The following is a 24,586-nucleotide window of genomic DNA, read 5'->3' on the forward strand; positions in this document are numbered from 1 at the left end:
GCTATCTAGCTTATACTTCGGCATATTCTTCAGTAGGAGGGCAGGTACACATAAGGTTCCTGTCTCCATAAGCTTCATCCACACGTCGTACACTTGGCCAGAACTTATTTTCATGTAAATGGCTTAGTGGATATGCTGCTTTCTCACGAGTATACGGTAAATTCCATTCGTTAGCGGTAAGCATATGTATGGTATGCGGAGCATTTTTCAAAACGTTATTAGGTTCATCTACCGATGCTTCGTCAATTTCTTTTCGAATTGAAATTAGCGCATCACAGAATCTGTCCAGTTCAGGTTTTGATTCACTTTCGGTTGGTTCGATCATTACAGTTCCAGCTACCGGGAATGATACTGTTGGAGCATGAAACCCATAATCGATCAAACGTTTGGCGATATCTGTCACTTCAATCCCTTTTTCTTTGAAAGGTCTGCAATCTACGATCATCTCATGTGCAGCACGTCCTCTTTCTCCAGAATAAAGGGTTTTATAATGTCCGTTTAAACGTTCCTTTATGTAATTAGCATTCAAAATTGCATATTCTGTTGCCTTTTGAAGGCCTCCAGTACCAAGCATTTTGATGTATCCGTAAGAAATAAGGCAAACGAGAGCAGAACCCCATGGTGCTGAAGAAATTGCACCAATCGCCTGATCTCCGCCGGTTTTAATCACCGGGTTTCCAGGAAGGAAAGGTTTCAACTGCTCAGCTACACATATTGGACCAACTCCAGGTCCACCACCTCCGTGAGGAATGGCAAAAGTTTTGTGCAGGTTCAGGTGGCAAACATCAGCACCAATTTTACCTGGATTGGTAAGTCCAACTTGGGCGTTCATGTTAGCGCCGTCCATATAAACCTGACCGCCATTTTCATGAATGATATTGGTTACTTCACGAATAGCAGATTCAAATACCCCGTGTGTAGAAGGATAGGTAACCATTAGTGCAGCAAGATTGTCCTTGTGTTTTAATGCTTTTTCGCGTAGATCATCAACGTCTATATTTCCATTTTCAGTGGCCTTGGTGACAATCACTTTCATACCGGCCATTACTGCTGAAGCAGGATTTGTACCGTGAGCAGACGATGGGATCAGGCAAATATTTCTATGACTGTCTCCATTCGATTCGTGGTACGCACGTATAACCATTAAACCAGCATACTCGCCCTGAGCACCGGAATTTGGTTGTAATGAGGTTGCTGAAAATCCTGTAATTTCAGTTAACTGGTCTTCCAGTTCTTTTAATATGGTTTGATAACCCTGAGCCTGGTCTACAGGAACAAATGGGTGCAAGTTCCCCCATTGTGGATTACTTAAAGGTAACATTTCTGAAGCGGCATTCAATTTCATGGTGCAGGATCCAAGACTTATCATCGAGTGGTTCAATGAAAGATCTTTGCGCTCCAGTTTTTTGATATAACGCATCAATTCAGTTTCTGAATGATACAAATTGAATACTTCATGAGTTAAAAATTCAGTGGTACGTCGAAGTGATTCCGGCATTCTAATTTCTGAAGATAATTCAGATACTTCAGTAGCCTCTTTATCTTTTAATTCAGCAAAAACTGAAATGATCGCGTTCAGATCGTCTGTAGTAGTGGTCTCATTGATCGAAATACAGGCACTTTCAGAATCGGGATAGAAAAAGTTTATCTCTTGCTTTTCAGCAATAGTTTTCAAAGATTTAGCGTCAACCTTTACATGTAGCGTATCAAAATATGCTGAATTCTGCTGTTCGAAACCAAGTTTCTTCAAACTATCCTCCAGGCTAACTGCCGTTGCATGCACAATACCTGCGATGTACTCCAGTCCGCGTGGACCGTGATATACCGCATACATTCCTGCCATCACTGCAAGAAGAACCTGTGCAGTACAAATATTGGAAGTTGCTTTATCTCTTTTTATATGTTGTTCACGGGTTTGCAGCGCCATTCTAAGGGCATTATTCCCGTCAACATCCTTCGTAAGACCAATAATACGTCCTGGAAGGTTTCTTTTAAAATCCTCTCTGGTTGCAAAAAATGCTGCATGAGGTCCTCCATATCCTAACGGAATTCCAAAACGCTGCGTAGTTCCAACAACCACGTCTACTCCAAGTTCTCCCGGAGCCTGAAGCATTACCAGACTAAGTATATCTGCCGCGAATGCAGTTTTGATATTAGCTGCTTTACAATTCTCGACAAATTTTTTATAATCGAAGATCTGACCGAATTTGCCAGGATACTGCACAAGTGCTCCAAAGTATTCTTCAGAAAAGTCAAATTCTTCATGATCTCCAACAACCATATCGATCCCAAGGAAGTTAGCACGCGTTTCCATTAGAGAAATGGTCTGCGGTAATGTTTGCTGAGAAACGAAAAATTTATTGACGTTTGCTTTTTTCTGATCTCTTTCGCGAACAGAGAATAAGAGTGCCATGGCTTCAGCTGCAGCAGTAGATTCATCTAATAAAGATGCATTTGTTAGCTCCATACCGGTAAGATCGCTTACCATGGTCTGGAAATTCAGAAGGGCTTCTAATCTACCCTGAGCGATTTCTGCCTGGTAAGGAGTATAAGCAGTGTACCAACCCGGGTTCTCCAGAATATTTCTCTGGATTACCGCTGGCAGGATGCTTTGATGGTATCCTAAACCAATGTAGGTTTTATATAATTTATTCTTTTCTGAAAGCTTCTTGATATGTTCTGCATACTGGTTCTCACTCATTGCTTTTGGCAAATTAAGTGGGTTTTCCAGCCTGATATCATCAGGAATTGTTTCGTATATAAGTTGCTCTATAGAATCAACGCCAATCGTGTCCAGCATTTCCTGAAGATTTTCAGCTTTGGGACCAATATGGCGTAATGCGAAAGAATCTGTTCTCATCAATAAATTAAGTTGTGTTTTTGTGGCGCAAAAGTACATAATTCCGTGCTAATTTAAAGTGGTTTAGAGGTATACAGTTGTTAAGATTTTTGACTGATCAAAAACTAGTAAAGAATATGTAATTTCGTAAGATGAGGTACCTTCGGCAGGCTTTTGAATTATATATAAATAGTAGTATTCACGTTGCTGTTGCGGTGGTATGCTTCGCGGTGATAAGTATAGTCGAAAATAACTTCCAAATAAGCCTAGGTCTACTGGCTTTTATTTTTTTCTCGACGATCACTGGATATAATTTTGTCAAATACGCTGGCATTGCGAAACTGCATCATTCCAGTCTTGCCGGAAACCTGCGAATCATTCAAATATTTTCTTTTATAAGTTTTCTGGCATTGATCTATTTTGCTATTCAACTGTCAGTAAATGTCCTGCTAGCAACAGGTATCCTAGGCTTACTAACACTTTTGTATGCATTACCGGTTTTTGGAAACAGCAGGAATTTGAGAAGTCTAGCCGGGATTAAAATATTTGTCATTGCAATGGTATGGGCGGGAACTACTCTTTTACTGCCCGTGATCAATGCTCAGCAACTGCTTAATCAATCAACTCTTATAGATTTATTCCAGCGGTTTTGTATGGTGGTTGTGCTTACGTTACCCTTTGAAATAAGGGATCTAATTTATGATTCTCATTCTCTTGAAACGATTCCGCAAAGAATTGGAATTAGGAAAACAAGGATCTTTGGGGTTATTTTATTGATACTGATATGTCTTATTGAAATATTTCAGCAGCAATTTCGCAGTTATAGCTTTCTAAGTTTATTTCTGGTTTGTGTAATTCTTGGAGTATTTCTGCTTAGGAGCAGAGAGCGGCAGGCTAAATATTATGCTTCTTTCGTGGTGGAGTCGATTCCCATAATATACCTGGGTATTGTATTATTTATGAAGTATGTTCTTCCGATTGTAGTTTACTAATATTTTCACGCCATTCTTTCTTTTTTTCTTCGGAACAGCATTCTAGATTTGCTTCTTTCAGCTTATGGGTGAGTTTGGAATTTCTACTGGAAAATGTGCGGCATGTTCTGCAGAAGGCAAGATGGATCGTTAACTTGATCTTTTCAAAAAAACCTGCTTCATCGTACTGTGCTTTCGTGCAACAGGTAGCTGCTTCAGAACAGTCAACAAAAAGAGATTTACTTTTTTCACTCATAATTAAAACCAGTTTTTTTCCATGCACGCGGCCAGAGCAGTTCTGGCGCGATGAATAATTACCCACAAATTAGACGGCGTGATATCAAATTCATTACAAATCGCTTCCGTATCAACTCCATCTATAGTTTTACGCTTAAAAATTGCTGCTTGCTTTTCATTAATAGAATCCAAACAATCCAGAATTGCCAATCCCAGTTCATTATTTTCCATTTCATCCTCGGCAGTACGATCAAATTGGTCTGCGACCTGTTCTTCCAGCCATTCACCTTCGCTATCTTCTCCAGTATAATTGATCTTAACTTCAGCCTGACCTTTCCTGGAGTTATTACGCCGATAATGATCAATAATCTTTCGCTTCAGGATCGAAATGAGCCAGGTTCTTTCGCTGGCTTCGCCTTTAAAGTTTTTGGCAGATTTTAAGCCCGCCAGGAAGGTTTCAGAAATAAGGTCATTAGCGACTTCACGGTCATTTACACGCACGATCGTATAATTAAACAGATAATCTGAATATCTGTCTACCCATTTATTTGGTTCAAGTTGGTTTGAAGGCATGTGTGCTTGTGACGGTTGCAACTCAAAAATATGAAAAGAATGGCGATCCCGTAGCTTTATAATCAGGTTTTACCATTCTTTTCAGAATTATTTATTTACTTATTAAGCCAGCTCTTCTTAATAGAGCATCTGGTTTTGGTTCTTTTCCGCGGAAGCGTTTGTACAGTTCCATTGGATGCTCTGTACCACCTTGCGAGAGTATGTTATCTTTAAATTTATCTGCGACATCCTTGCTGAATATTCCGTTTTCCGTAAAATATTCAAATGCATCTGCATCCAGTACTTCTGCCCATTTGTAAGAATAATATCCTGCAGAATAACCACCCTGGAAGATATGGGAAAATGCTGTACTCATACAATTACTGACTACATCCGGGAATAATTTGGTAGATTCGAATGCTTCTGTTTCATGTGCCTTTACATCACTTACATTCGAAGGGTCCTGTGCGTGCCAGCTAAGATCTAACATTCCAAAGCTTAACTGTCTCATGGTTGCCATACCTTCCAGAAAGTTGGAAGATTCCTTGATCTTAGTAATATATTCCTGAGGAATGGCCTCACCGGTTTTATAATGTTTTGCAAAGAGTTGCAAAGCTTCCTCCTCATAACACCAGTTTTCAAGAACCTGGCTTGGTAGTTCTACAAAATCCCAGTATACATTGGCACCAGAAAGACTTGGGTAAGTTGTATTTGCGAGCATACCGTGCAGTGCATGACCAAATTCATGGAACAAAGTTGTTAATTCATTGAAGGTTAGTAATGAAGGTTGCTTCTCTGTTGGTTTAGTGAAATTGCATACTATAGATATATGGGGTCTCTCATTCTGCCCATTCTCTATCGACTGCTGTTTGTAAATCGTCATCCATGCACCATCTCTTTTTCCTGGGCGGGGATGAAAGTCGGCATAGAAAAGAGCAATATCATCTCCTTGATTATCGGTAACATTGTAGGTTCTTACATCCTGGTGATATACATCAACATCAGTTGTTTGTTCGAATTTGAGTCCGTAAAGTTTCCCTGCGATGGTAAACACCCCATCGATCACTTTTTCTAACTGGAAGTATGGTTTCAGCTTTTCGTCATCCAGATCAAATAATTTCTGTTTCAATTTTTCAGCATAATAAGCTGAATCCCATTTTTGGAGGGTATCGATCTGGTCAAGCTCTTTAGCGAAGTTTTCTAATTGGTTAAACTCTCGTTCTGCTGCAGGTCTTGCTTTTTCCAGCATTTCCTCGAGAAAAGACTCTACTTTATGCGGGGTTTCTGCCATACGTTCTTCAAGAACAAAGTGAGCATGGGAATTATAACCGAGAAGTTTTGCTCTTTCATATCGCAGTTTTGCGATATCAAGAACATTTTGCTGGTTATCAAGTTCATCACCTTTAAAAGCTCTCGATCCAAATGCGAGAGAAAGTTCCTTTCGCAATTCCCTGTCATTGGCGTATTTCATGAATGGAATGTAACTTGGGTATTCCAGACTGAAGATCCAGCCTTCAGTATCTTTGGATTTTGCAATATTCCTGGCTTCTTCTTTGAAACTTTCAGGCAATCCACCTAAACGGGATTCTTCAGTAACAACCAGCTCATATTTATTGGTTTCAGCTAAAACATTTTCACCAAACTGCAATTTTAGCTTAGATAATTTCTTGTCGATCTCACGTAAGGCCTGTTGATCTTCGCTAGCCAGGTTGGCGCCATTACGAGTAAAAGCCTTATACTTCTGGTCAAGTAAGGTGGTTTGCTCCTTGTTGAGGTCCAGTGATTTTCTTTGATCGTAAACCTTTTTGACTCTTTTAAAGAGCGCATTGTTCAGAATAACATCATTCTTGAATTCTGAAAGTAAAGGAGAAATATCCTGGGCGATCTTCTGAATTTCTTCATTGGTTTCCGCAGAATTTATATTGAAGAAAATGCTGGTAACCCGATCAAGTTTTTTTCCCGAAAACTCTAATGCTTCGATAGTATTTTCGAAGCTTGGTTCTTGTTTACTGGAGGTGATCACCTCAATATCATTTTGGGCAAGTTCTATAGCCTTTATAATGGCAGGTTTGTAATCTGAAGTTTTTATGCTTGAAAAAGGAGCTTGATTGAAATCTTCCAGTAATATATTTTGAGAGCTCATGAATGTAAGTTTAACGCTTTTGCAATATTATATGAACGTTATTGCAAAAGATCTAATTAAAATTTCTATTTTAGCCTTTTAATCGATTAAAGATCAACTTATAACGATACAGTAGTATAACAAGTTCTGGTTAAAATTTAGAATGGTTAATAAATAATAACGGGTTAAAGGTTTACTGCTTAGGGATCACTTTGTGATCCCTTTTTTTATTTCTTTTTCTGAACGCTTTTCGCGCCTTCGATCACCTTTTGTTTAAGACCTTCTTTGTAAACAAGAATTTTGTCCATGATGCACTTATCTGCCGTGCCTATTATTTGCGCTGCCAGGATACCTGCATTCTTAGCGCCATCGAGTGCAACTGTCGCGACAGGAACGCCGCCAGGCATTTGCAGAATTGATAATACTGAATCCCATCCATCTATAGAGTTTCTTGATTTTACTGGAACTCCAATCACTGGCAATGGGGACATGGAAGCTACCATCCCTGGAAGGTGAGCTGCACCGCCGGCACCTGCGATAATAACTTTAATATTTCTTTCGTGCGCATTTTTACTAAAATCGAATAGTTTCTCTGGGGTACGATGAGCGGAAACGATATCTACTTCCACCGGTATATCAAATCCTTCCAGTATGTCGATTGCTTCCTGCATTACAGGCATATCACTGGTACTACCCATGATCACAGCTACTTTTCCCATTTTACTATTTTTTACTAATAACTTGAATACTATTCTTTACCTTTTCAGCGATCTTTCTAGCTTCGCCCAGATCTTTATTTACGATGGTTACATGACCCATTTTTCTAAAAGGCCTGGTGATCTTTTTACCATAGATATGCGGAGTAACTCCTTCCATACCCATGATCCTCTCGATATTTTTATATAGAACCTCTCCTTCGTGATTTTCATCACCTACCAGATTTACCATGATCCCTCCAAGTTTACTATCGGTTTTACCTAAAGGCAAGTCCAGAATTGCTCTAATTTGCTGTTCGAACTGGTTGGTGTAGGAAGCTTCAATGCTATAATGACCACTATTGTGAGGCCTTGGAGCCACTTCATTGATGAAGATTTTATCGTCTTCAGTCTGAAACATTTCAACCGCGAGTAACCCTACGTGTTCAAATGCTTCGGAAACATTTTCAGCTAGTTTCCTTGCCTTTTCAGCTACATTATTATCGATACGCGCTGGACAGATGACATATTCTACCTGGTTTGCCGTGGGATGAAATTCCATCTCCACAACAGGATAAGTGCGAACTTCACCTGAAGGATTCCGTGCCACGATAATCGCCAGTTCATTTTTGAAAGGCACCAGGTTTTCAGCAATACATTCTGCATCGGGAAGATTGGCGAGATCAGCTTCCGTTCTTATAACCGATACTCCTTTTCCATCATAACCACCGGTAGCACTTTTCCAGACGAAAGGTAAACTTACTTTCTGTTCGTTGACGTCTGATTTTAAAAGTTTCAGATTTGGAAATCTTTTGAAAGCTGCAGTCGGTAAATTGTGTTTTTCGTAAAATTCTTTTTGTACCGCCTTATTCTGAATCTTCTCGAGTGTTGCTGCGGAAGGATATGTTTTAACGCCTTCGCTTTCCAGCTGTCTTAAAGCTTCTATATTAATACTTTCAATTTCAAAAGTTAATACATCTGCTTTTCTACCAAATTGAAGCACAGTTTCATAATCCATTAGATCTCCCTGCTCAAAATAGTCGCAGGAAATTCTTGAAGGAGCCTCTGGGCTTGGATCCAGCACAAGTGTCTGGATATCGTACTTTCGGGTCTCATAAAGCATCATTTTACCAAGCTGGCCACCACCTAGAATTCCCAGTTTAAAGTCTGATGAGAAATAATTTATCATAAGTTAATTCGGCTTTTAGCAAAAATAAGTTATTCCTGATTCCTGCCATATTTATTCAGCAAGAATTCGGGAAGGCCGGCTTGTATAGATTCCTTATCTTTGCCACTTAAAATTGCTGAATTTTGATAAAGCTACACGATCTGGAATTCGAACCTTATATCTCTGAGGAGGAAATTACGAAAGCCATTGATACTATTGCTAAACGATTGAATGACGAATATACAGGCAGAAAACCTGTTTTTATCGGGATCCTGAACGGCTCTTTTATGTTTGCTTCCGAAGTGATCAAACGATTTGAGAGTGACTGCGAGATAAGTTTCGTGAAAATGGGTTCTTATGAAGGCACCAAAACAACCGGGGAAGTTAAAACTTTATTGGGTTTAGGACAGGAACTTGCAGGTAGGGAAGTTGTTCTTCTGGAAGATATTGTAGATACCGGTAATACGCTCGTTGAGGTGGATAGAATTTTAACTGAGGCAGGTGTAGCTAATTACCAGGTGGCAACACTGTTCTTTAAACCTTCAGCTTACAAAAAAGATGTTCCGGTACAAATTATCGGGATGGAGATACCTAATAAATTTATTGTTGGTTACGGTCTTGACTACGACGGTCTGGGCAGGAACCTAACTCAAGTATATAAACGCAAAGATAGCAAAATGACAAATCTAGTGCTGTTTGGCCCTCCGGGTGCAGGCAAGGGAACTCAGGCAACCATTTTAAAGGAAAAGTACGATCTTATACATATTTCTACAGGAGATGTATTCCGGTATAATATCAAGAATCAGACAGAACTTGGGCTCAGCGCAAAATCGTTTATTGATAAGGGACAACTCGTTCCAGATGAGGTTACCATCAATATGCTGAATGCTGAAGTTGAAAAAAATGAAGGTGCTAATGGATTTATTTTTGACGGATTTCCAAGAACTGAAGCCCAGGCTGAAGCATTAAGTGAATCTCTGGAAGCGAAAGGTACTGAAGTAAATGCCATGATCGCTCTGGAAGTTGAGGATGAGATACTTGTTGAAAGATTGCTGGAAAGAGGTAAAACTTCAGGTAGACCAGATGACGCTGATGAGCGTGTTATTCGCAATCGTATCAAGGTTTATTATGCTGAAACTGCCATTTTAAAGAATTTCTACCAGAAACAAAATAAGTATTACGGAGTGAATGGTGAAGGTAGTATAGAAGACATCACTACTCGACTGAGTTCTGTGATCGATGAATTAATGAAATAAGATATGACTGAAGGGAATTTTGTTGATTATGTAAAGATCCATGTTTTCTCCGGAAAAGGAGGGAAGGGTTCTGCGCACCTGCATAGGGAGAAATATATAACCAAAGGAGGTCCCGATGGTGGTGATGGTGGTCGTGGTGGCCACGTAATCGTAAAAGGGAATGAGAACCTCTGGACATTATTCCATCTTAAATTTAAACGTCACGTTAAAGCTGAGCATGGTGGTAATGGGAGTAAACAGAGAAGTTCTGGTGCTCAGGGTACAGATGAATACATCGATGTGCCATTAGGTACGGTGATAAGGGATACTGAAACTAACGAGATCATCAAGGAAATTACTGAAGATGGTCAGGAATTTATAATTGCTGAAGGTGGTAAAGGAGGACTCGGAAACTGGCATTTTAAAAGTTCAACGAACCAGACTCCACGTTATGCTCAACCAGGAATTGATGGTCAGCAGGTGGATATTACTCTGGAGCTGAAAGTTCTTGCAGATGTTGGTCTGGTAGGTTTTCCTAATGCTGGAAAATCAACCTTGCTTTCAGTAATTACTGCTGCAAAACCAAAGATTGCCAATTATGAATTTACCACTCTAAAGCCAAATCTAGGGATTGTTCAGTATCGTGATTTTCAAACTTTCGTGGTTGCAGATATTCCTGGGATCATTGAAGGAGCAGCCGAAGGTAGAGGTCTTGGACATCGATTCTTAAGACATATCGAGCGTAACTCAACGCTACTTTTCTTAATTCCTTCAGATGCGAAGGATATTAAAGAGCAGTACGATATTCTTGTTGATGAGCTTAGGCGATACAATCCTGAATTAATGGATAAGGACAGGTTGATCGCAATTTCCAAAAGTGATCTTTTAGACGAGGAACTTAAGGCAGAAATGAAATCACAACTTGATAAAGAACTTGATTTTCCATACCTGTTTATTTCTTCGGTAGCTCAAAAAGGACTGCAAGAGCTCAAAGATAAATTATGGCAAATGCTTAATTAAGCTTGTTTAATTCCTGTTAAATAGGTGTTTGCTCCGGCTGGTTTTGGCTATTTTTAGAAAAAACCGGTTATGAAAATTCTAAAAATATCTACTTTATTATTATTTATGGCTGCCTGTAATACACCGCAGGCAGTCTATGATTACGATCAAACGGTTCAGTTCGATCAATACAATTCTTATTCAATTTATTCCGATTTACAAACAGGACTCAATCAGTTAGATCAGGGAAGGTTATTAAATGCTGTAAACTCTAAGATGCAGGAAAAGGGCTTCAGTAGATCTCAGACAGCCGGACTTCAGGTAAATGTATATACGCAGGAGTACGAAAGAGATAATCGTAGCAGAGTTGGTCTTGGCCTTGGTGGAGGTGGAGGCAATGTTGGAGTAGGAGTGAGCGGAGGTATTCCTATTGGAAAAATGGATACCTACATGAAGCTAACATTTGATTTTATAGACATAGAGAAAGATGCTTTGGTTTGGCAGGCGGTAGTAGAGAGTAGCTTTGATGCAAACGCTGATCCAGAAAAACGTCAAAAAACTTTTGATAAAATAGTTGAGAAAGCTTTAGAAGGCTATCCGCCACAGGAATAGTCAGCTTCAATTATACTAATAAAAAAGCCCCATGCAATTGCATGGGGCTTTCCATTTTGATTGGTTAGTTAGTACAAGGTTGAAACTAGTTCTCGTTGTCTTCAATCATATCGTCATCCATGGAATCTTCAGAATCATCTTCTGTCATCGACTGACTTTCAGATTTTCTGTTTGATACTACAAATGCACTTCTTCTGTTCTTAGCATATTCTGCATTAGAGCATCCGGTTGGTTGAGTACAGTCATTTACTGGACGTGTTTCACCATAACCTTCAGATGTTAGTCTGCTTCTGTCAATTCCCTTCTTAACAAGGTAGTCTACTGTAGAAGCTGCTCTTCTTTTAGATAATGCCATGTTGTAGCTGTCTGAACCTCTAGCATCTGCATGAGACTCAACTTTCACTTTGATATTTGGATAATCATTCATGTAAGTTACCACTGAATCCAGAACAACTTCAGACTCTTTCTTGATCGTTGCTTTGTCAAAGTCGAAATAGATTTTGCTGCCATCGATCGGGATAAGATCCTGACCACTTGTTGGGTCAACTTCAGTAGGAGCCTCGACGATCTCATTCTCTTCACGGGTGAATTGATATAGATTATCTGTTCCTCTTCTATTTGAGGCAAAATATCCAGTTTCATCACTCTCTTTCACAACATATGCGAAATCATCGTTACCACTATTAATAGAAGATCCAAGGTTTTCTACTTCACTGAAGTCGCCTTCAGTTCTGTAGATGTCAAGGTTACCAAATCCCTGGTGTCCATCTGAAGTGAAGTATAAAACATCATTTTCGCTAATGAAAGGAAATTGCTCTCTGTGAGCTGTGTTCACTCCAGCACCAAGATTTTGAGGCGTTCCGAAGGTTCCATCTTCATTGATGTCCACCACGTAGATATCAAAAGATCCACTTCCACCAGGCATGTCGCTGGCAAAGAATAACTTCGTTCCATCTGCATTTATGCTTGGGTGTTCTACTGAATATTCTTCACTACTAAAAGGTAGTTTTTCAACGTTGGTCCATTCACCATCTACCATTTCAGCACGGTAAATACTAATGTGAGCTACACGAACATCATTCTCATTTTTCACACGATCTTCATTCGTTCTGGCAAAATAGATAGTATTTCCATCCCGACTGAAGGTTGCTGAACTCTCATGCTCATCTGTATTGATAACATCTGAAAAAAGAACTATGTCTTTCATCTCACCATCATCATCCATTTGTGCACTGTAAAGATCCAATGCTGGCATTTTATTCCATGGATAGATAGGACGTTCCTGGTTTCTTGTCGATGCAAAAGCTACACGATCACCATAGAATCCAATTCCGAAGTCTGAAGATGAAGCGTTGTTCATAATCTGATCATACTTGAATTTATGAGGAACTACAGTATCCAGAGTATTCTTGAATTCCTCATGATTCCAGTCATTTCCAGATAACTCATTCATTAGCTCATCGGCTTTTACATAATTACCCTGAGCCATCAATGCGTGAGCATATCGGAATTGATACTCCGGTGCAACAGCACCGGAATGTCTTAAAAATAACATCTCATATACTTCAGCTGCGTTCTGCATCTGATTAGTATAGAAGTAAGAGTCTCCAAGATTCTGAAGAATCTCCTGAGGTTTCTCATTTACGTTTTCATAAGCATCAGCTGCATCGATATAAGCTGCATTGGCGAAAAACTTGTTTCCGTCTCTAATGTCAGACTTTTGACCGAAAGCTGTAATGCTCACGAATAAAATTAAAAGTGTACTATATATATTTTTCATCTTAGTCTGGTTTTAGAAGAATCTTGGTGATTTGTCATATCCTTTCTTAAGTCCGAATAGGTCCAGATCAAACAATAGCATGATCTCATGAGAACCATCGTCGCTCAGGTCATAAGTAGGGTAATCATATGCATACCCAATTCTTAATCCCGGAGTAACCTGAAAGTTTACCAAGCCTGTAACAGACTTATCGAATCTATAACCAACACCTGCTTCAAATCTGTCATAAAGCAATGCGTTCGCATTTACATCTACAGATAGTGGTGATCCTTCAACCCCTCTAACCATAGTAGAAGGCTTTAATTTAAAGTTTTCAGTAATGTCAAACACATAACCACCGGTAAGGTAGTAATGGATCTCTTCAGAACCTTTGTCTCTTAGTAACTGGCTGTCATCAAGATGATCTGCTGTTAACAAGTTAGGTGCAGAAACACCTAAGTAGTGCTTGTCACCAAACCAGAAAGCTCCAACTCCAAATACAGGAAATACTTCGCTAATGTTTTGGAATGCTGCATCACCTGGATCATTTAAACGTAACCCTGCAAGGTTTGCGTCGAATGTCGTTAGACCTGCCTTTGCACCGAAAGATAACTTTGTGTTATCACCAGTTGGGATCACGTATGCGAAATCTGCAGTGATGTTATTTGTTTTCTCAACATCACCAATCTCGTCATGAACCACAGTTAGTCCAAGTTCAACACGTTCGCTTACCGGAGTGTGGGCAAAGAAGTTGAGGGTGCGTGGTGCACCATCAACATCTGTCCATTGCATTCTGTAAATCGCTCCCAGGTTCAACATGCCTGGATCGTCTGTCGCATATGCAGGATTCACTACACTCATATTGTACATGTACTGAGTGAATAGTGGATCTTGTTGAGCCATACCCTTTATAGAGAAAAGGATAATGCCTGCGAATAATAAATATTTTGTGATTATTTTTTTCATCTCTTGTTCTTGTTTATCCTAATTATCTACTTAAGTATACTTTTCCTCTTCTTGGCTCAGTGCTACCATCTTTGAAGTCCAGGTAATAGAAGTAAACTCCTACTGGTAACAAACCGTCACCGAATGAACCTTGATTGCTGGTACCATCCCAGTTTGGAGTATTTGCATTCCCCTTGTAAACTGAGTCACCCCATCTGTTGTAGATCTCAATAGTGTAGTTAGGATAGAAATCTTCGATATATCTAATCTCGAAATCATCATTTAATTGATCACCGTTTGGTGAAATACCTTCTGGTATGAAGAAGTCACATTCCAGGCTAACGTTCACGGCAAGTCTTTGTGAGCTATCACAATCTGATGCCGGGTCGTATAATGAAGCGAAATATGTTACTCCATCCTGAAGTGCTGTTCCAGTGCTTAATGCATCAGTACTATCTGCACTTGCATACCAGGTTACATTTGAAGTCTGGTCTATTGCATCATTCAGGTCTGCGATCGTTGGATCGTCGAACTGGCAGAAAGTTTGATTTGCATCTTCGATCGTTGGAGTTCCAGGATCTGTAATGCTTACTTCGAACGTTGTAGCTGCAGATTCACAACCTGCATCTCCTCGTTGAGTTACATAGTAAGTTCCTTCAGCTAAAGGAGCATCTTCAGCAACCATCATCGTAAGATCAGCATCAGTATAGAAAGTTAGATCTTCACTGCCTGCTGTTAGATCTGCACCTGTTGGATCAAGTACCGCACAGAAAGTTGCATCACCAACTACTGGAGCGTCTCCTACTTGCTGAACAGTAATTGTAAACTCAGCACTAGCATCTCCACAATCATTAATTGCAGCTACAGTATAAGTAACAGTGTAAGTTCCTGCATCAAAAGCTGAAGGATCCATCATTCCATCTGTAACAACAGTACCATCTTCAAGAGTGAACTCACCATTTGTATCAGCATCAACTGATAAGAAATCAAACAGATTCTGTACACCATCGTTTTGACAAACTGCAATGTCCATATCCATTCCTGCAAAAGCAGCGTCCTGTACAGTAATTGTAAAGGTTGCAGAAGCTTCGCCGGTTGTACATGGAGAATCATCAGTAAGAGTATATGTAATTTCGAAATCACCTTCACCCATCATAGTAGGACTAAATGTACCGTCTTCATATCCTTCAAACGTTCCGTTTAGATTTGCACCCTCAGGTAAATAAGAGAATAAGTCTACATCTTCAGCATTTCTACAGATTGGATCTGGATTGGCGATGTTGCCAATTTCAGCGGGTATTCTTTTTGGTATGTTTACTGTTAGCAAAGCACTATCAGAACAATTATCATTTGATACTGTATATGTTGTAGCAAAGATTGTTTGGTCTTCATTGTTATTATAATCAGCTACTAAATCAGCAATCGTAGGATTAAATGTTCCGTCATTAGATACCCCAGCTTCAAGTAAATCTAAATAGAATTCCCTTGCATCGCTTTCGTTGAAGCTATCCACTTCACCTCTACATACCTCAATGTTATTATCTGCACCTGCGCTTACGCCCTGATTTACAAAAATTGTAAAAGTCGTTGAATCACTAGTTCCATCAGTCACACAACTTGCAGAACCATCTACGGAGTAAGTAATCTGATATCCGTTATCGTTCGGTCCAACAGAGCTGTCAAACATTCCATTAGCTACGTTATCTCCACTGAAAGTACCACCTGTTGAAGTATCAGCATTTAAGAAATCAGCAAGATTAATGATTCCAGCATCAGAACAGACAATTTGATCTGTGATATCACCAGCATTAGCTGCTTGTAGATTATTTACAGTAATAGTAAATGTAGCCGTATCTGAAGTTCCATTAGTTACGCAATCAGCAGATCCATCTACGGAGTAAGTAATCTGGAATCCGTTATCGTTCGGTCCAACAGAGCTGTCAAACATTCCGTCAACTACGTTATCTCCACTGAAAGTACCACCTGTTGAAGTATCAGCAGTTAAGAAATCAGTAAGATTGATCATTCCAGCATTAGAACATACAATTTGATCTGCGATATCACCAGCATTAGCTGCTTGTGGATCGTCTACTGTAATGATGAATGTAGCCGTGTCTGAAGTTCCATCAGTTACACAATCAGCAGAACCATCTACGGAGTAAGTAATCTGGTATCCATTATCGTTCGGTCCAACAGAGCTGTCAAACATTCCGTCAACTACGTTATCTCCACTGAAAGTACCACCTGTTGAAGTATCAGCAGTTAAGAAATCAGTAAGATTGATCAAACCTAAATCAGAACATACCGTTTGATCAGCCAGTTCACCAGCTTCGGCATCCTGAATATTATTTATAGTAAGGTTGATAATAATTAAAACACCACAATCTAATTCTGAAGATTCTGAGTACTGAAAATTAAATTCCTGGGAATCATCTGTTGGTGAAGCAATAAAATTAGCAAGATTACTAATCTCTATTATAGCATTGTCATCAAAATTGCCTACTTCAAAATCATCAACTCCTGTCTCTTCTATTAAACCTTGAAGGAAGGAAATTCCCTCTGGTGTATTAGAAATCAAATCTTGCGCTTGTGTTACGCATAATGTTCTGGAAACGCTAGCATTAACTTGGGCATCCTGAACTGTAATTGTGAATGTGGTAGTATCATTATCTGTTACACATGGCTGAGCATCTGCAACGGTGTAAGTGATAGTATACTCACCTGCTCCAACAGAAGGATTAAAGCTATTTCCACTAACACCATCTCCTGTGAATATTCCTTCAGTATTAGCATTAGGATCATTATTGATCAGGGTAGTAAGATTGATGTCATCGTTGTTAGAACACACTATGGAGACATCGTCAAAACTTCCTGCATTTGCAGCTTCTGTAGGAGTTACAGTAACAGTAAGTTCGGTTGAATATTCACACTCCCCATCAGAATAAGAATAGGTAGTAGTAAAATCTTGAAAATTGTTACTTCCATATTGAATCAATAATTGACTAGGAGTAGGATTCAACGTTCCGTTGGTTGGAGTTCCTTCAGGTAATAGGCTTAAGAAATAAGGAGCAATATCACCTAAATCATCAATTGTCTCATCTATAACATCATTACAGGTAGTTACAGAATTACTAGGCAAATTAATTATTCCATCTCCTACGCTAAAACTAAGATTAGCCGAATCTTCACATGATGTACCTTCTCCAACCGTATAATTTGAACTAAAAGGACCTTCAAGACCGTTATTGATATCATTAGTAATGCTGGTAACATTTGAGAAAGAACCTCCCTCATTTGCGTCATCGCTAAGTAAACTTGATAGATAGACTATCAATTCATTTTCTGTTGAGATGTTGCCACCACAAATAATATTTCCATCGGTATTGTCAGTTCCTGCATTACTTCCGTTTTCAACTGTAATTGTGAATGTGGTAGTATCATTACCTGTTACACATGGCTGAGCATCTGCAACGGTGTAAGTGATAGTATACTCACCTGCGCCAACAGAAGGATTAAAACTATTTCCACTAACACCATCTCCTGTGAATATTCCTTCAGTATTAGCATTAGGATCATTATTGATCAGGGTAGTAAGATTGATGTCATCGTTGTTAGAACACACTATGGAGACATCGTCAAAACTTCCTGCATTTGCAGCTTCTGTAGGAGTTACAGTAACAGTAAGTTCGGTTGAATATTCACACTCCCCATCAGAATAAGAATAGGTAGTAGTAAAATCTTGAAAATTGTTACTTCCATATTGAATCAATAATTGACTAGGAGTAGGATTCAACGTTCCGTTGGTTGGAGTTCCTTCAGGTAATAGGCTTAAGAAATAAGGAGCAATATCACCTAAATCATCAATTGTTTCATCTATAACATCATTACAGGTAGTTACAGAATTATCAGGAGCTCCATCGATACATTCTTGTACATTTACTGTAACAGTCGCCGAATCTGAACATGTTCCATTATCAACAGTATAAGTAAAGTCTCCAGCAGTATCTGTTGATGGATCAAAAGTTCCATCACCAGGTGACCAAGTACCACCTAGATCCGGAGTTCCATTAAGAACATCGATTAATTTAATTGGATCGTCAGTTGGGCTTAGAGTAACAGTTCCATTTTCTCCAGCATCTGGATTAGCAAGTACAATCAAATTCAATTCTACATCATCTTCACAACCTTCTTCTGTTGTAAATGTCGCAAGAGTTGTGAATGTCTGGAAGGGGTTGCTGTTGTATTCATTTGCTAAACTAGCAATGGATGGATTAAAACTAACCTCCGATGGCAAGCTTCTGTTGTCAACCAAACTAAGAAAAATAGCCGTTGGAGACTCACCATTACCTAATCTGGTTTGTAGATCGTCCTGGCAAATCGTTTCAGTAACATCAGCACCGGCATCAAAATCTTCTAAAGTAACGACAACTCTCGCTCTGTCACTCATTTGAGTTTCACATGGAGGGAATGGATCATTCCTGTCATTAACAATTTGAGCGGCGTAATAATCTTCACCATTAATCAATTCAACATCATCTGCTAGTGGAGAATTAGAAGTCATGCTTCTATACCATCTAATTGCCTGACTATTTTCTTCAGTTCCAGTTGCTACTAAATCGGCAACAGTAGCACCCTCGCACAAATTTTGTGCAGGTTCTGCAGTCGGTGCTGGAGCTTGTGTTGGATCGTAACCTACTGATGCTCTGGAGGAAGGACAATTGCCATTTACAGAGCTTACCTGTCCTACAAAATAACTTTCATTCGGAGTAAGCTCCTGACCTTCAGGTAAAGCATTACTTCCAGATTCATCTAGATATACCTCTAATGTGTAATCTGGATCTGCAATAAATAGATCCTCAAGGTCTGCGACTGTGAAATTAGAAGAAATACATGGAGCGAGAGTAAAATCATTTCTTCCTGGGAAAAGTGTATTATCAGGAGTGTCAGCTGTAGCTACACTTACCGTAACAGATACTCTAGTGCAATTTTCTGTTGTACTACCAATAAAATAAGTTTCTCCATCAGTAAGCAGTTCATTTCCATTTATAGGATCTGTGTCATTGTTAGAATCAGCCGTTTCGTATATAGCTGCATTCGTGCCGTCACTAAATCTTAGATCACTTACTGTTTGCAAGAAACAGTAATCTTGATCCTGATCTGGTGTAGCGCACTGTCCATAAGAAGACATTGTTCCAAAAATTAAGGATAAGGCAAAGAGATAAAATACTTTCCCCTTAAACCTTAAGGTAAAATTTTGCATAGGCTAGGTGTTAATTGTTAAATAAATTCGGTTTAAATAAAGTTGCACAAATATTAAAATAATTTTTAATATGTACAGTTAAATTAAGAAACATCTTAACGTTTGACTCAAATAATGCTAAATATTGCGGTTCAGGTCATTACAAATCTTAAATTTAATAAAATTTCATTTATGTTAATAAAAAATACGTTTCTGCCTTTTATGTTCATGTTGCTGACGTCAATCGGTTACACTCAATCTGATATTTCCACAGCAGAAAAGTTACTAAACTCTGGAGATGATAAAGCGGCTGAAACATTGCTTCTTCAACATGATTCTGAACTTAAAGCGATTGAGTTACTAGGTGATATTTATAGCTTCAGAAAAAGTTGGGATATGGCGATCTCTAAGTATGAGCAACTTGTAAAAGCGAAGCCAAACGATAGTAATTATAATTTCAAATTAGGCGGAGCATTGGGGATGAAAGCCTATTATGGGTCAAAATTTCAGGCAGCCATGCTTATTGGTGATGTTAAAAAACATTTATTAAAAGCTGCTGAGCTGGATCCAAACCACTCTGAGTCAAGGCGTGCGCTGGTAGAACTCTATATGCAGATTCCAGGATTTGTAGGAGGAAGCCAAACAATGGCAGAAAGCTACGCATCAGAACTTCATAGAATAAATGAATTGGATGGTCTTTTAGCAGACGCTTACATCTATAAATTCTTGGACTACCAAAAGCTTGCGGAGACAAAATACGAAGCGGCGATTAAGCTTTCTAGAAGAAAGCCTGAGTTAATTACTCGCAATTATCTCAATTATGAACTTGCCGAAGTTTCGGCAATTTATTCGATTGAGTTGGACTATGGCCAAGGTCTTATTAAACGTTATATCGAAAACTATGGTTATAAAGACATAAAAGATCCATCATGGGCTTACTATAGATGGGCTCAGATCGAGAGATTAAATCAAAATCAGGACGTAGCTTTGAGCTATATCAGGAAATCATTGGAGATTGCACCTGACTTCGATAAAGCGCTTATCGAAAAGCAGAAAATTCAGAGAATGTAATTTTTAGCCCTCATATTACTTTTATATTTGTACAAATCTTTTCCATGAATATACATTTTATAGCCATCGGTGGTAGTGCAATGCATAGTCTTGCGATTGCACTTCAGCGAAAAGGGTATCATATTACTGGCAGTGATGACGCTATCTTTGAACCCTCCAGATCTCGTCTTAACAAAGAAAATATACTTCCGCAGAAAATGGGATGGGATGCTTCGAAAATAACTTCAAATCTCGATGCTGTTATCTTAGGAATGCACGCACGGGAAGATAATCCAGAGTTAGCGAAGGCGAAGGAGCTGGGTATTAAAATATACAGTTATCCCGAATTTATTTTCGAACAATCAAAGAATAAGACCCGGGTAGTTATAGGTGGCTCACATGGTAAAACTAGTATCACCTCAATGATCCTGCATGTGATGAATTATCATGATAGGGATATTGACTATATGGTGGGTGCAACTCTAGAAGGTCTGGACAATCCTGTTCATTTGACCCAGGAGAATGATTTTATTGTTATTGAAGGAGATGAATACCTAAGTTCTGCAATCGATAGACGTCCAAAATTTCATCTTTATCAACCAAATATCGCCTTGCTGAGTGGGATAGCATGGGATCATATTAATGTATTTCCAACGTATGAAAATTATGTAGAGCAATTTAAAATCTTCATCAATTCTATCGTTAACGGCGGAATACTGGTTTATAACGAGGAGGATCAAACGGTAAAGGAACTTGCAGAGACTACGGAAAATCCAATTAGAAAACATCCATATCATACCCCAGATTATCATACAGAAGATAATACTACGATACTGGATGCCCCGGAAGGTGAATTGCCGCTGGAGATATTTGGTAAGCATAATATGAATAATCTTGCAGGATCAAAATGGATCTGCCAGCATATGGGTATTGATGAGGATGATTTTTATGAAGCGATCGCCACTTTTAAAGGTGCTTCGAAAAGACTGGAAAAAGTTGCTGAAACTTCCAATGGAGTTATCTTTAAAGATTTCGCACATAGTCCATCCAAGGTTGCTGCTACTACTGCCGCAGTTAAAGAACAGTATCCAAAAAGGAAATTGATTGCTTGCCTGGAGTTACATACTTATTCAAGCTTAAATGCAGATTTTTTGAAGGAATATAGAAATACTTTAGAAAAGGCTGATGAAGCACTTGTTTTCTATTCTCCTGATGCGGTCGCGATAAAGAAACTAGATGATGTTTCTGAAGATCAGATTGAACAAGCTTTTCAAAAGGAAGGATTGAAAGTATATACAAGCCCTGAAAATTTTGAGGCTGATCTGAAAAATTTAGGTTTTAATAACGCTGTACTGCTAATGATGAGCAGCGGTAATTATGGTGGCTTGGATATGGAATCATTAAAAGAACTTATCTAATGCTACTATTAGCTCATATTGATATATTTTAGAGTATGAGCAAAAATTCATCAAAAAGTATTAAAACATGGGCTGAAGATGATCGTCCAAGGGAGAAACTTTTATTAAAGGGACGTCTGGCCTTAAGCGATTCAGAATTACTGGCAATTCTCATTGGTTCTGGTAGTAAGAACGAGTCGGCTGTTGAGCTGTCGAAAAGAATTCTTGCGCAGTCTGATAACAATCTCAACCAAATGGGAAAGTTAAGCATTGGGCAACTCTGTCAATTTAAAGGAATTGGAAGCGCAAAGGCAGTAGTGATTACCGCCGCGCTGGAATTAGGAAGAAGAAGACGGCTGGAGGAAACTCTGGAATTAAGTAAAATATCTTCTAGTTCTTCAGTTTTTGAGATAATGCAGCCAATAATAGGGGAATTACCTCATGAAGAATTCTGGATCTTGTATCTTAATAACAGTAATAAGATTCTGGAGAAATTTCAGATAAGCAAAGGAGGAATTACCGGGACTCTGGTAGATGTTCGAATAAGTTTGAAAAAGGCTTTAGAAATAGGTGCGGTTTCCCTTATTTTGACTCATAACCATCCAAGTGGAAATTTACGTCCTAGTGAAGCAGATAAGCAATTGACCCAAAAGCTTAAAACTGCTGCGGAAAGCCTTGATATTAAAATTCTTGATCATATCATTGTTACTGAAAAGTCATATTTTAGCTTTGCCGACGACGGAATTCTATAAGACTTCATTAAATGCTTCTAATTTATACCCAAAAAGTTACACCGCGAATTGTTTACATATTTAAGCATTTATGTGCACACATTCTGGGGATCCCCATCAACTTTACCTCCAAGATCGAAGAGTTTATCGCTCATGATGGACCAAAGTTAAGCTACGGAAAACAAGCATTGGGGAACGAATTTTTTATTCAGAATGTAGATCTGCTTCTGGAGCAGGGTTTTTCAGAAATAGAAATTAAGGTGCAGCCATGGGATGACACGATTGGATTTTTTGCCCTGGCGGAATCCAGCGATCTACCCTTTGATATATTTGCCGCTTCTTTCTATCTGCTTAGCAGATATGAAGAATACCTACCACACGTTAAAGACGAATTTGGAAGATTCCCGGCATCTGAAAGCATTGCATTTCAGGAAAACTTTTTGCATAAACCAATTGTGGATATCTGGGCTTATAAGTTTCAGGAAATCCTGATGGAGCGTTTCCCTCAGTTAGAACATAAAAAAAGAGCTTATCATAACAGTACCATTATTACTTCAGAAAACACATTCATTTTTAAGAATAAAGGTTTTCTAAGAAGTTTTGTTGGTTTGCTGTCAGACCTTGTGCAGTTTAACATAGGGAAGGTAATAGATAGATTGCAGGTATGGATCCGAATAAAATCAGATCCCAATGATACTTTTGAAGATCTTATTAGCATCATTAGAGAAGATAATATCGAAACTTTGTTCATGTTTCAATTAAGCGATTTTTCGAGACATGATCAAAATATAAGCCACAATAGGATTCCCCACAGAGCAGTGATTAAATCGGTAGCAGATTATTCGAAAGTTGGATTACTGATGGGTTATTATGCAATGGAAGATATCAGAATTCTGCGAAAAGAGAAATTGAGATTAGAGGATATAGTGCATAGTTCTGTCGAACATGCGATGAATCATCAGTACAATCTCAGGCTCCCTGATCAATACAATAACCTGATTGAGCTAGAGATCAATAACGATTACTCCATGGGTTACCCGGATAAACTTGGCTTTAGAGCGGGTACGAGCACTTCTTACCTTTTTTATGACATTAATATGGAAGTGACCACGCCTCTAAAGGTTCACCCGTATGCGTTCAATTCGAATGTAGTAGCTAAAATGACCCGCAATAAATTAAATGAAGATCTTCGCAGGATCATACTGGAAACAAAGGAAGTTCAAGGGACTTTAAGATCTGTGTTTTCTAATCACGATTTTTCGCAGTATTCAGATTCCAATTCTTATTATTCAGTATTAAACCAAATTCATGAAATTGACTAATATCCGGGACGTTTATTTTGATCTCGATCATACGCTGTGGGATTTTGATAAAAATTCATCACTCGCATTTCAGGAAATTTTTGAAGATCAGAAGCTGGAGATAGAACTTCAGGAATTTCTAAAGATCTATATGCCTATAAACCATCAGTACTGGAAATCTTATCGAAACAATCTGCTTAGCAAAGAGGATCTTAGGTACGGTAGATTGAGAGATAGTTTTGAAGCTTTAAAGTTTGAGGTGAGCGATACTTTAATCTCAAAAATGTCTGAGGATTACATTAATTACCTTCCTAATAATAATTATTTACTGGATGGCGCAGTGGATATTCTCAGATATCTGTCGGCCTCGTATAATTTACACATTATCACCAATGGTTTTGAGGAGGTTCAGCATTTAAAAATGGAGAAATCTGGCATTCTGGAATACTTCAGGACAGTGACAACTTCAGAAGAAGCAGGAGTAAAGAAGCCGCATTCGCTGATCTTTGAAAAAGCTATTGGTAAGGGTACCGGTAAACCTGAAACTTCGGTAATGATTGGTGATAATTTCGAAGCAGATATTTGTGGGGGTCATCAATATGGCATGAAGGTTATCTATCTGGATCCCAGTGAAGATAATTTCAATACTGAATATCCACGGATCCAAAAGTTAAAACAACTAAGGGATTATCTATAATAACAAAGATTAGGTATTTTCGTAGACTAAGAAAGCT

General features: G+C 38.8%; 18 protein-coding genes. 9 read left to right on the top strand and 9 right to left on the bottom strand.

Annotation, left to right across the window (positions count from 1 at the left end; translation table 11 throughout):
• Window positions 1–10: 10 nt before the first annotated feature.
• The gene (gene gcvP, locus ACSHZO_RS00170) at window positions 11–2,860 is read right to left on the bottom strand and encodes an aminomethyl-transferring glycine dehydrogenase (RefSeq protein WP_298248006.1); all 2,850 of its coding nucleotides are present in this window, start codon (window positions 2,858–2,860) and stop codon (window positions 11–13) included.
• Window positions 2,861–2,991: 131 nt separating this feature from the next.
• On the opposite strand from gcvP, the gene ACSHZO_RS00175 reads away from it, so the two are divergent.
• Window positions 2,992–3,831 carry a hypothetical protein gene (locus tag ACSHZO_RS00175; protein ID WP_298248007.1) on the top strand — a complete coding sequence of 280 codons (840 nt, stop codon included), beginning with the start codon at window positions 2,992–2,994 and terminating at the stop codon, window positions 3,829–3,831.
• Here the strand turns inward: ACSHZO_RS00175 and ACSHZO_RS00180 are convergent.
• The 5 genes from ACSHZO_RS00180 to ACSHZO_RS00200 all read right to left on the bottom strand — a co-directional run bounded on the left by ACSHZO_RS00180 (window position 3,797) and on the right by ACSHZO_RS00200 (window position 8,605).
• Window positions 3,797–4,066, bottom strand: coding sequence for a hypothetical protein (locus ACSHZO_RS00180; protein ID WP_295178223.1), 270 nt, complete (start codon window positions 4,064–4,066; stop codon window positions 3,797–3,799). The genes ACSHZO_RS00175 and ACSHZO_RS00180 overlap by 35 nt on opposite strands.
• Window positions 4,067–4,068: 2 nt before the next feature.
• Window positions 4,069–4,620, bottom strand: coding sequence for a sigma-70 family RNA polymerase sigma factor (locus ACSHZO_RS00185; protein WP_298248008.1), 552 nt, complete (start codon window positions 4,618–4,620; stop codon window positions 4,069–4,071).
• Window positions 4,621–4,711: 91 nt separating this feature from the next.
• A complete protein-coding gene (locus ACSHZO_RS00190; protein ID WP_298248009.1) occupies window positions 4,712–6,742 on the bottom strand; it encodes a M3 family metallopeptidase in 2,031 nt (676 codons plus the stop codon).
• Window positions 6,743–6,948: 206 nt separating this feature from the next.
• Entirely contained in the window at window positions 6,949–7,440 is a 492-nt protein-coding gene (gene purE, locus ACSHZO_RS00195) for a 5-(carboxyamino)imidazole ribonucleotide mutase (protein ID WP_298248010.1), read from the bottom strand.
• A gap of 4 nt (window positions 7,441–7,444) precedes the next feature.
• Complete coding sequence (locus ACSHZO_RS00200) at window positions 7,445–8,605, bottom strand: 5-(carboxyamino)imidazole ribonucleotide synthase (RefSeq protein ID WP_298248011.1); 1,161 nt, start codon at window positions 8,603–8,605, stop codon at window positions 7,445–7,447.
• Between the two features lie 122 nt (window positions 8,606–8,727).
• On the opposite strand from ACSHZO_RS00200, the gene ACSHZO_RS00205 reads away from it, so the two are divergent.
• From ACSHZO_RS00205 to ACSHZO_RS00215, 3 genes are all read left to right on the top strand, one after another.
• Window positions 8,728–9,840 (top strand): adenylate kinase, encoded by a 1,113-nt coding sequence (locus tag ACSHZO_RS00205; RefSeq protein WP_298248012.1) that lies wholly within the window; start codon window positions 8,728–8,730, stop codon window positions 9,838–9,840.
• A 3-nt stretch (window positions 9,841–9,843) separates the two neighbouring features.
• Window positions 9,844–10,839, top strand: coding sequence for a GTPase ObgE (gene obgE / locus ACSHZO_RS00210; RefSeq protein ID WP_141876816.1), 996 nt, complete (start codon window positions 9,844–9,846; stop codon window positions 10,837–10,839).
• A 69-nt stretch (window positions 10,840–10,908) separates the two neighbouring features.
• Window positions 10,909–11,430: a DUF4136 domain-containing protein gene (locus ACSHZO_RS00215; protein WP_298248013.1), complete on the top strand. Its 522-nt coding sequence runs from the start codon at window positions 10,909–10,911 to the stop codon at window positions 11,428–11,430.
• A gap of 85 nt (window positions 11,431–11,515) precedes the next feature.
• Here ACSHZO_RS00215 and ACSHZO_RS00220 read toward each other — a convergent pair whose 3' ends face one another.
• From ACSHZO_RS00220 to ACSHZO_RS00230, 3 genes are read right to left on the bottom strand one after another with little or no spacing between them, the layout of a single operon-like run.
• Window positions 11,516–13,210, bottom strand: a complete 1,695-nt coding sequence (locus tag ACSHZO_RS00220; protein WP_298248014.1) for an OmpA family protein — start codon at window positions 13,208–13,210, stop codon at window positions 11,516–11,518.
• A gap of 12 nt (window positions 13,211–13,222) precedes the next feature.
• A complete protein-coding gene (locus tag ACSHZO_RS00225) occupies window positions 13,223–14,155 on the bottom strand; it encodes a PorP/SprF family type IX secretion system membrane protein (protein WP_298248015.1) in 933 nt (310 codons plus the stop codon).
• Window positions 14,156–14,177: 22 nt separating this feature from the next.
• Entirely contained in the window at window positions 14,178–19,394 is a 5,217-nt protein-coding gene (locus tag ACSHZO_RS00230) for a gliding motility-associated C-terminal domain-containing protein (RefSeq protein WP_298248016.1), read from the bottom strand.
• A 114-nt stretch (window positions 19,395–19,508) separates the two neighbouring features.
• Between ACSHZO_RS00230 and ACSHZO_RS00235 the strand changes: the two genes are divergently transcribed.
• From ACSHZO_RS00235 to ACSHZO_RS00255, 5 genes are read left to right on the top strand one after another with little or no spacing between them, the layout of a single operon-like run.
• Window positions 19,509–20,444 carry a tetratricopeptide repeat protein gene (locus ACSHZO_RS00235; protein WP_298248017.1) on the top strand — a complete coding sequence of 312 codons (936 nt, stop codon included), beginning with the start codon at window positions 19,509–19,511 and terminating at the stop codon, window positions 20,442–20,444.
• A 44-nt stretch (window positions 20,445–20,488) separates the two neighbouring features.
• Window positions 20,489–21,841 (top strand): UDP-N-acetylmuramate--L-alanine ligase, encoded by a 1,353-nt coding sequence (locus tag ACSHZO_RS00240; RefSeq protein ID WP_298248018.1) that lies wholly within the window; start codon window positions 20,489–20,491, stop codon window positions 21,839–21,841.
• 35 nt (window positions 21,842–21,876) lie between these two features.
• Window positions 21,877–22,572: a RadC family protein gene (gene radC, locus ACSHZO_RS00245; RefSeq protein ID WP_298248019.1), complete on the top strand. Its 696-nt coding sequence runs from the start codon at window positions 21,877–21,879 to the stop codon at window positions 22,570–22,572.
• Between the two features lie 11 nt (window positions 22,573–22,583).
• Entirely contained in the window at window positions 22,584–23,873 is a 1,290-nt protein-coding gene (locus ACSHZO_RS00250; RefSeq protein WP_298248020.1) for a polysaccharide deacetylase family protein, read from the top strand.
• Entirely contained in the window at window positions 23,860–24,549 is a 690-nt protein-coding gene (locus ACSHZO_RS00255) for a YjjG family noncanonical pyrimidine nucleotidase (RefSeq protein ID WP_295178259.1), read from the top strand. Before ACSHZO_RS00250 ends, ACSHZO_RS00255 begins: the two co-directional genes overlap by 14 nt.
• Window positions 24,550–24,586: the final 37 nt, after the last annotated feature.

It is taken from the genome of Christiangramia sp. 3-2217-3z (assembly GCF_051195275.1).
Taxonomy (GTDB): Bacteria; Bacteroidota; Bacteroidia; order Flavobacteriales; family Flavobacteriaceae; genus Christiangramia; species Christiangramia marina.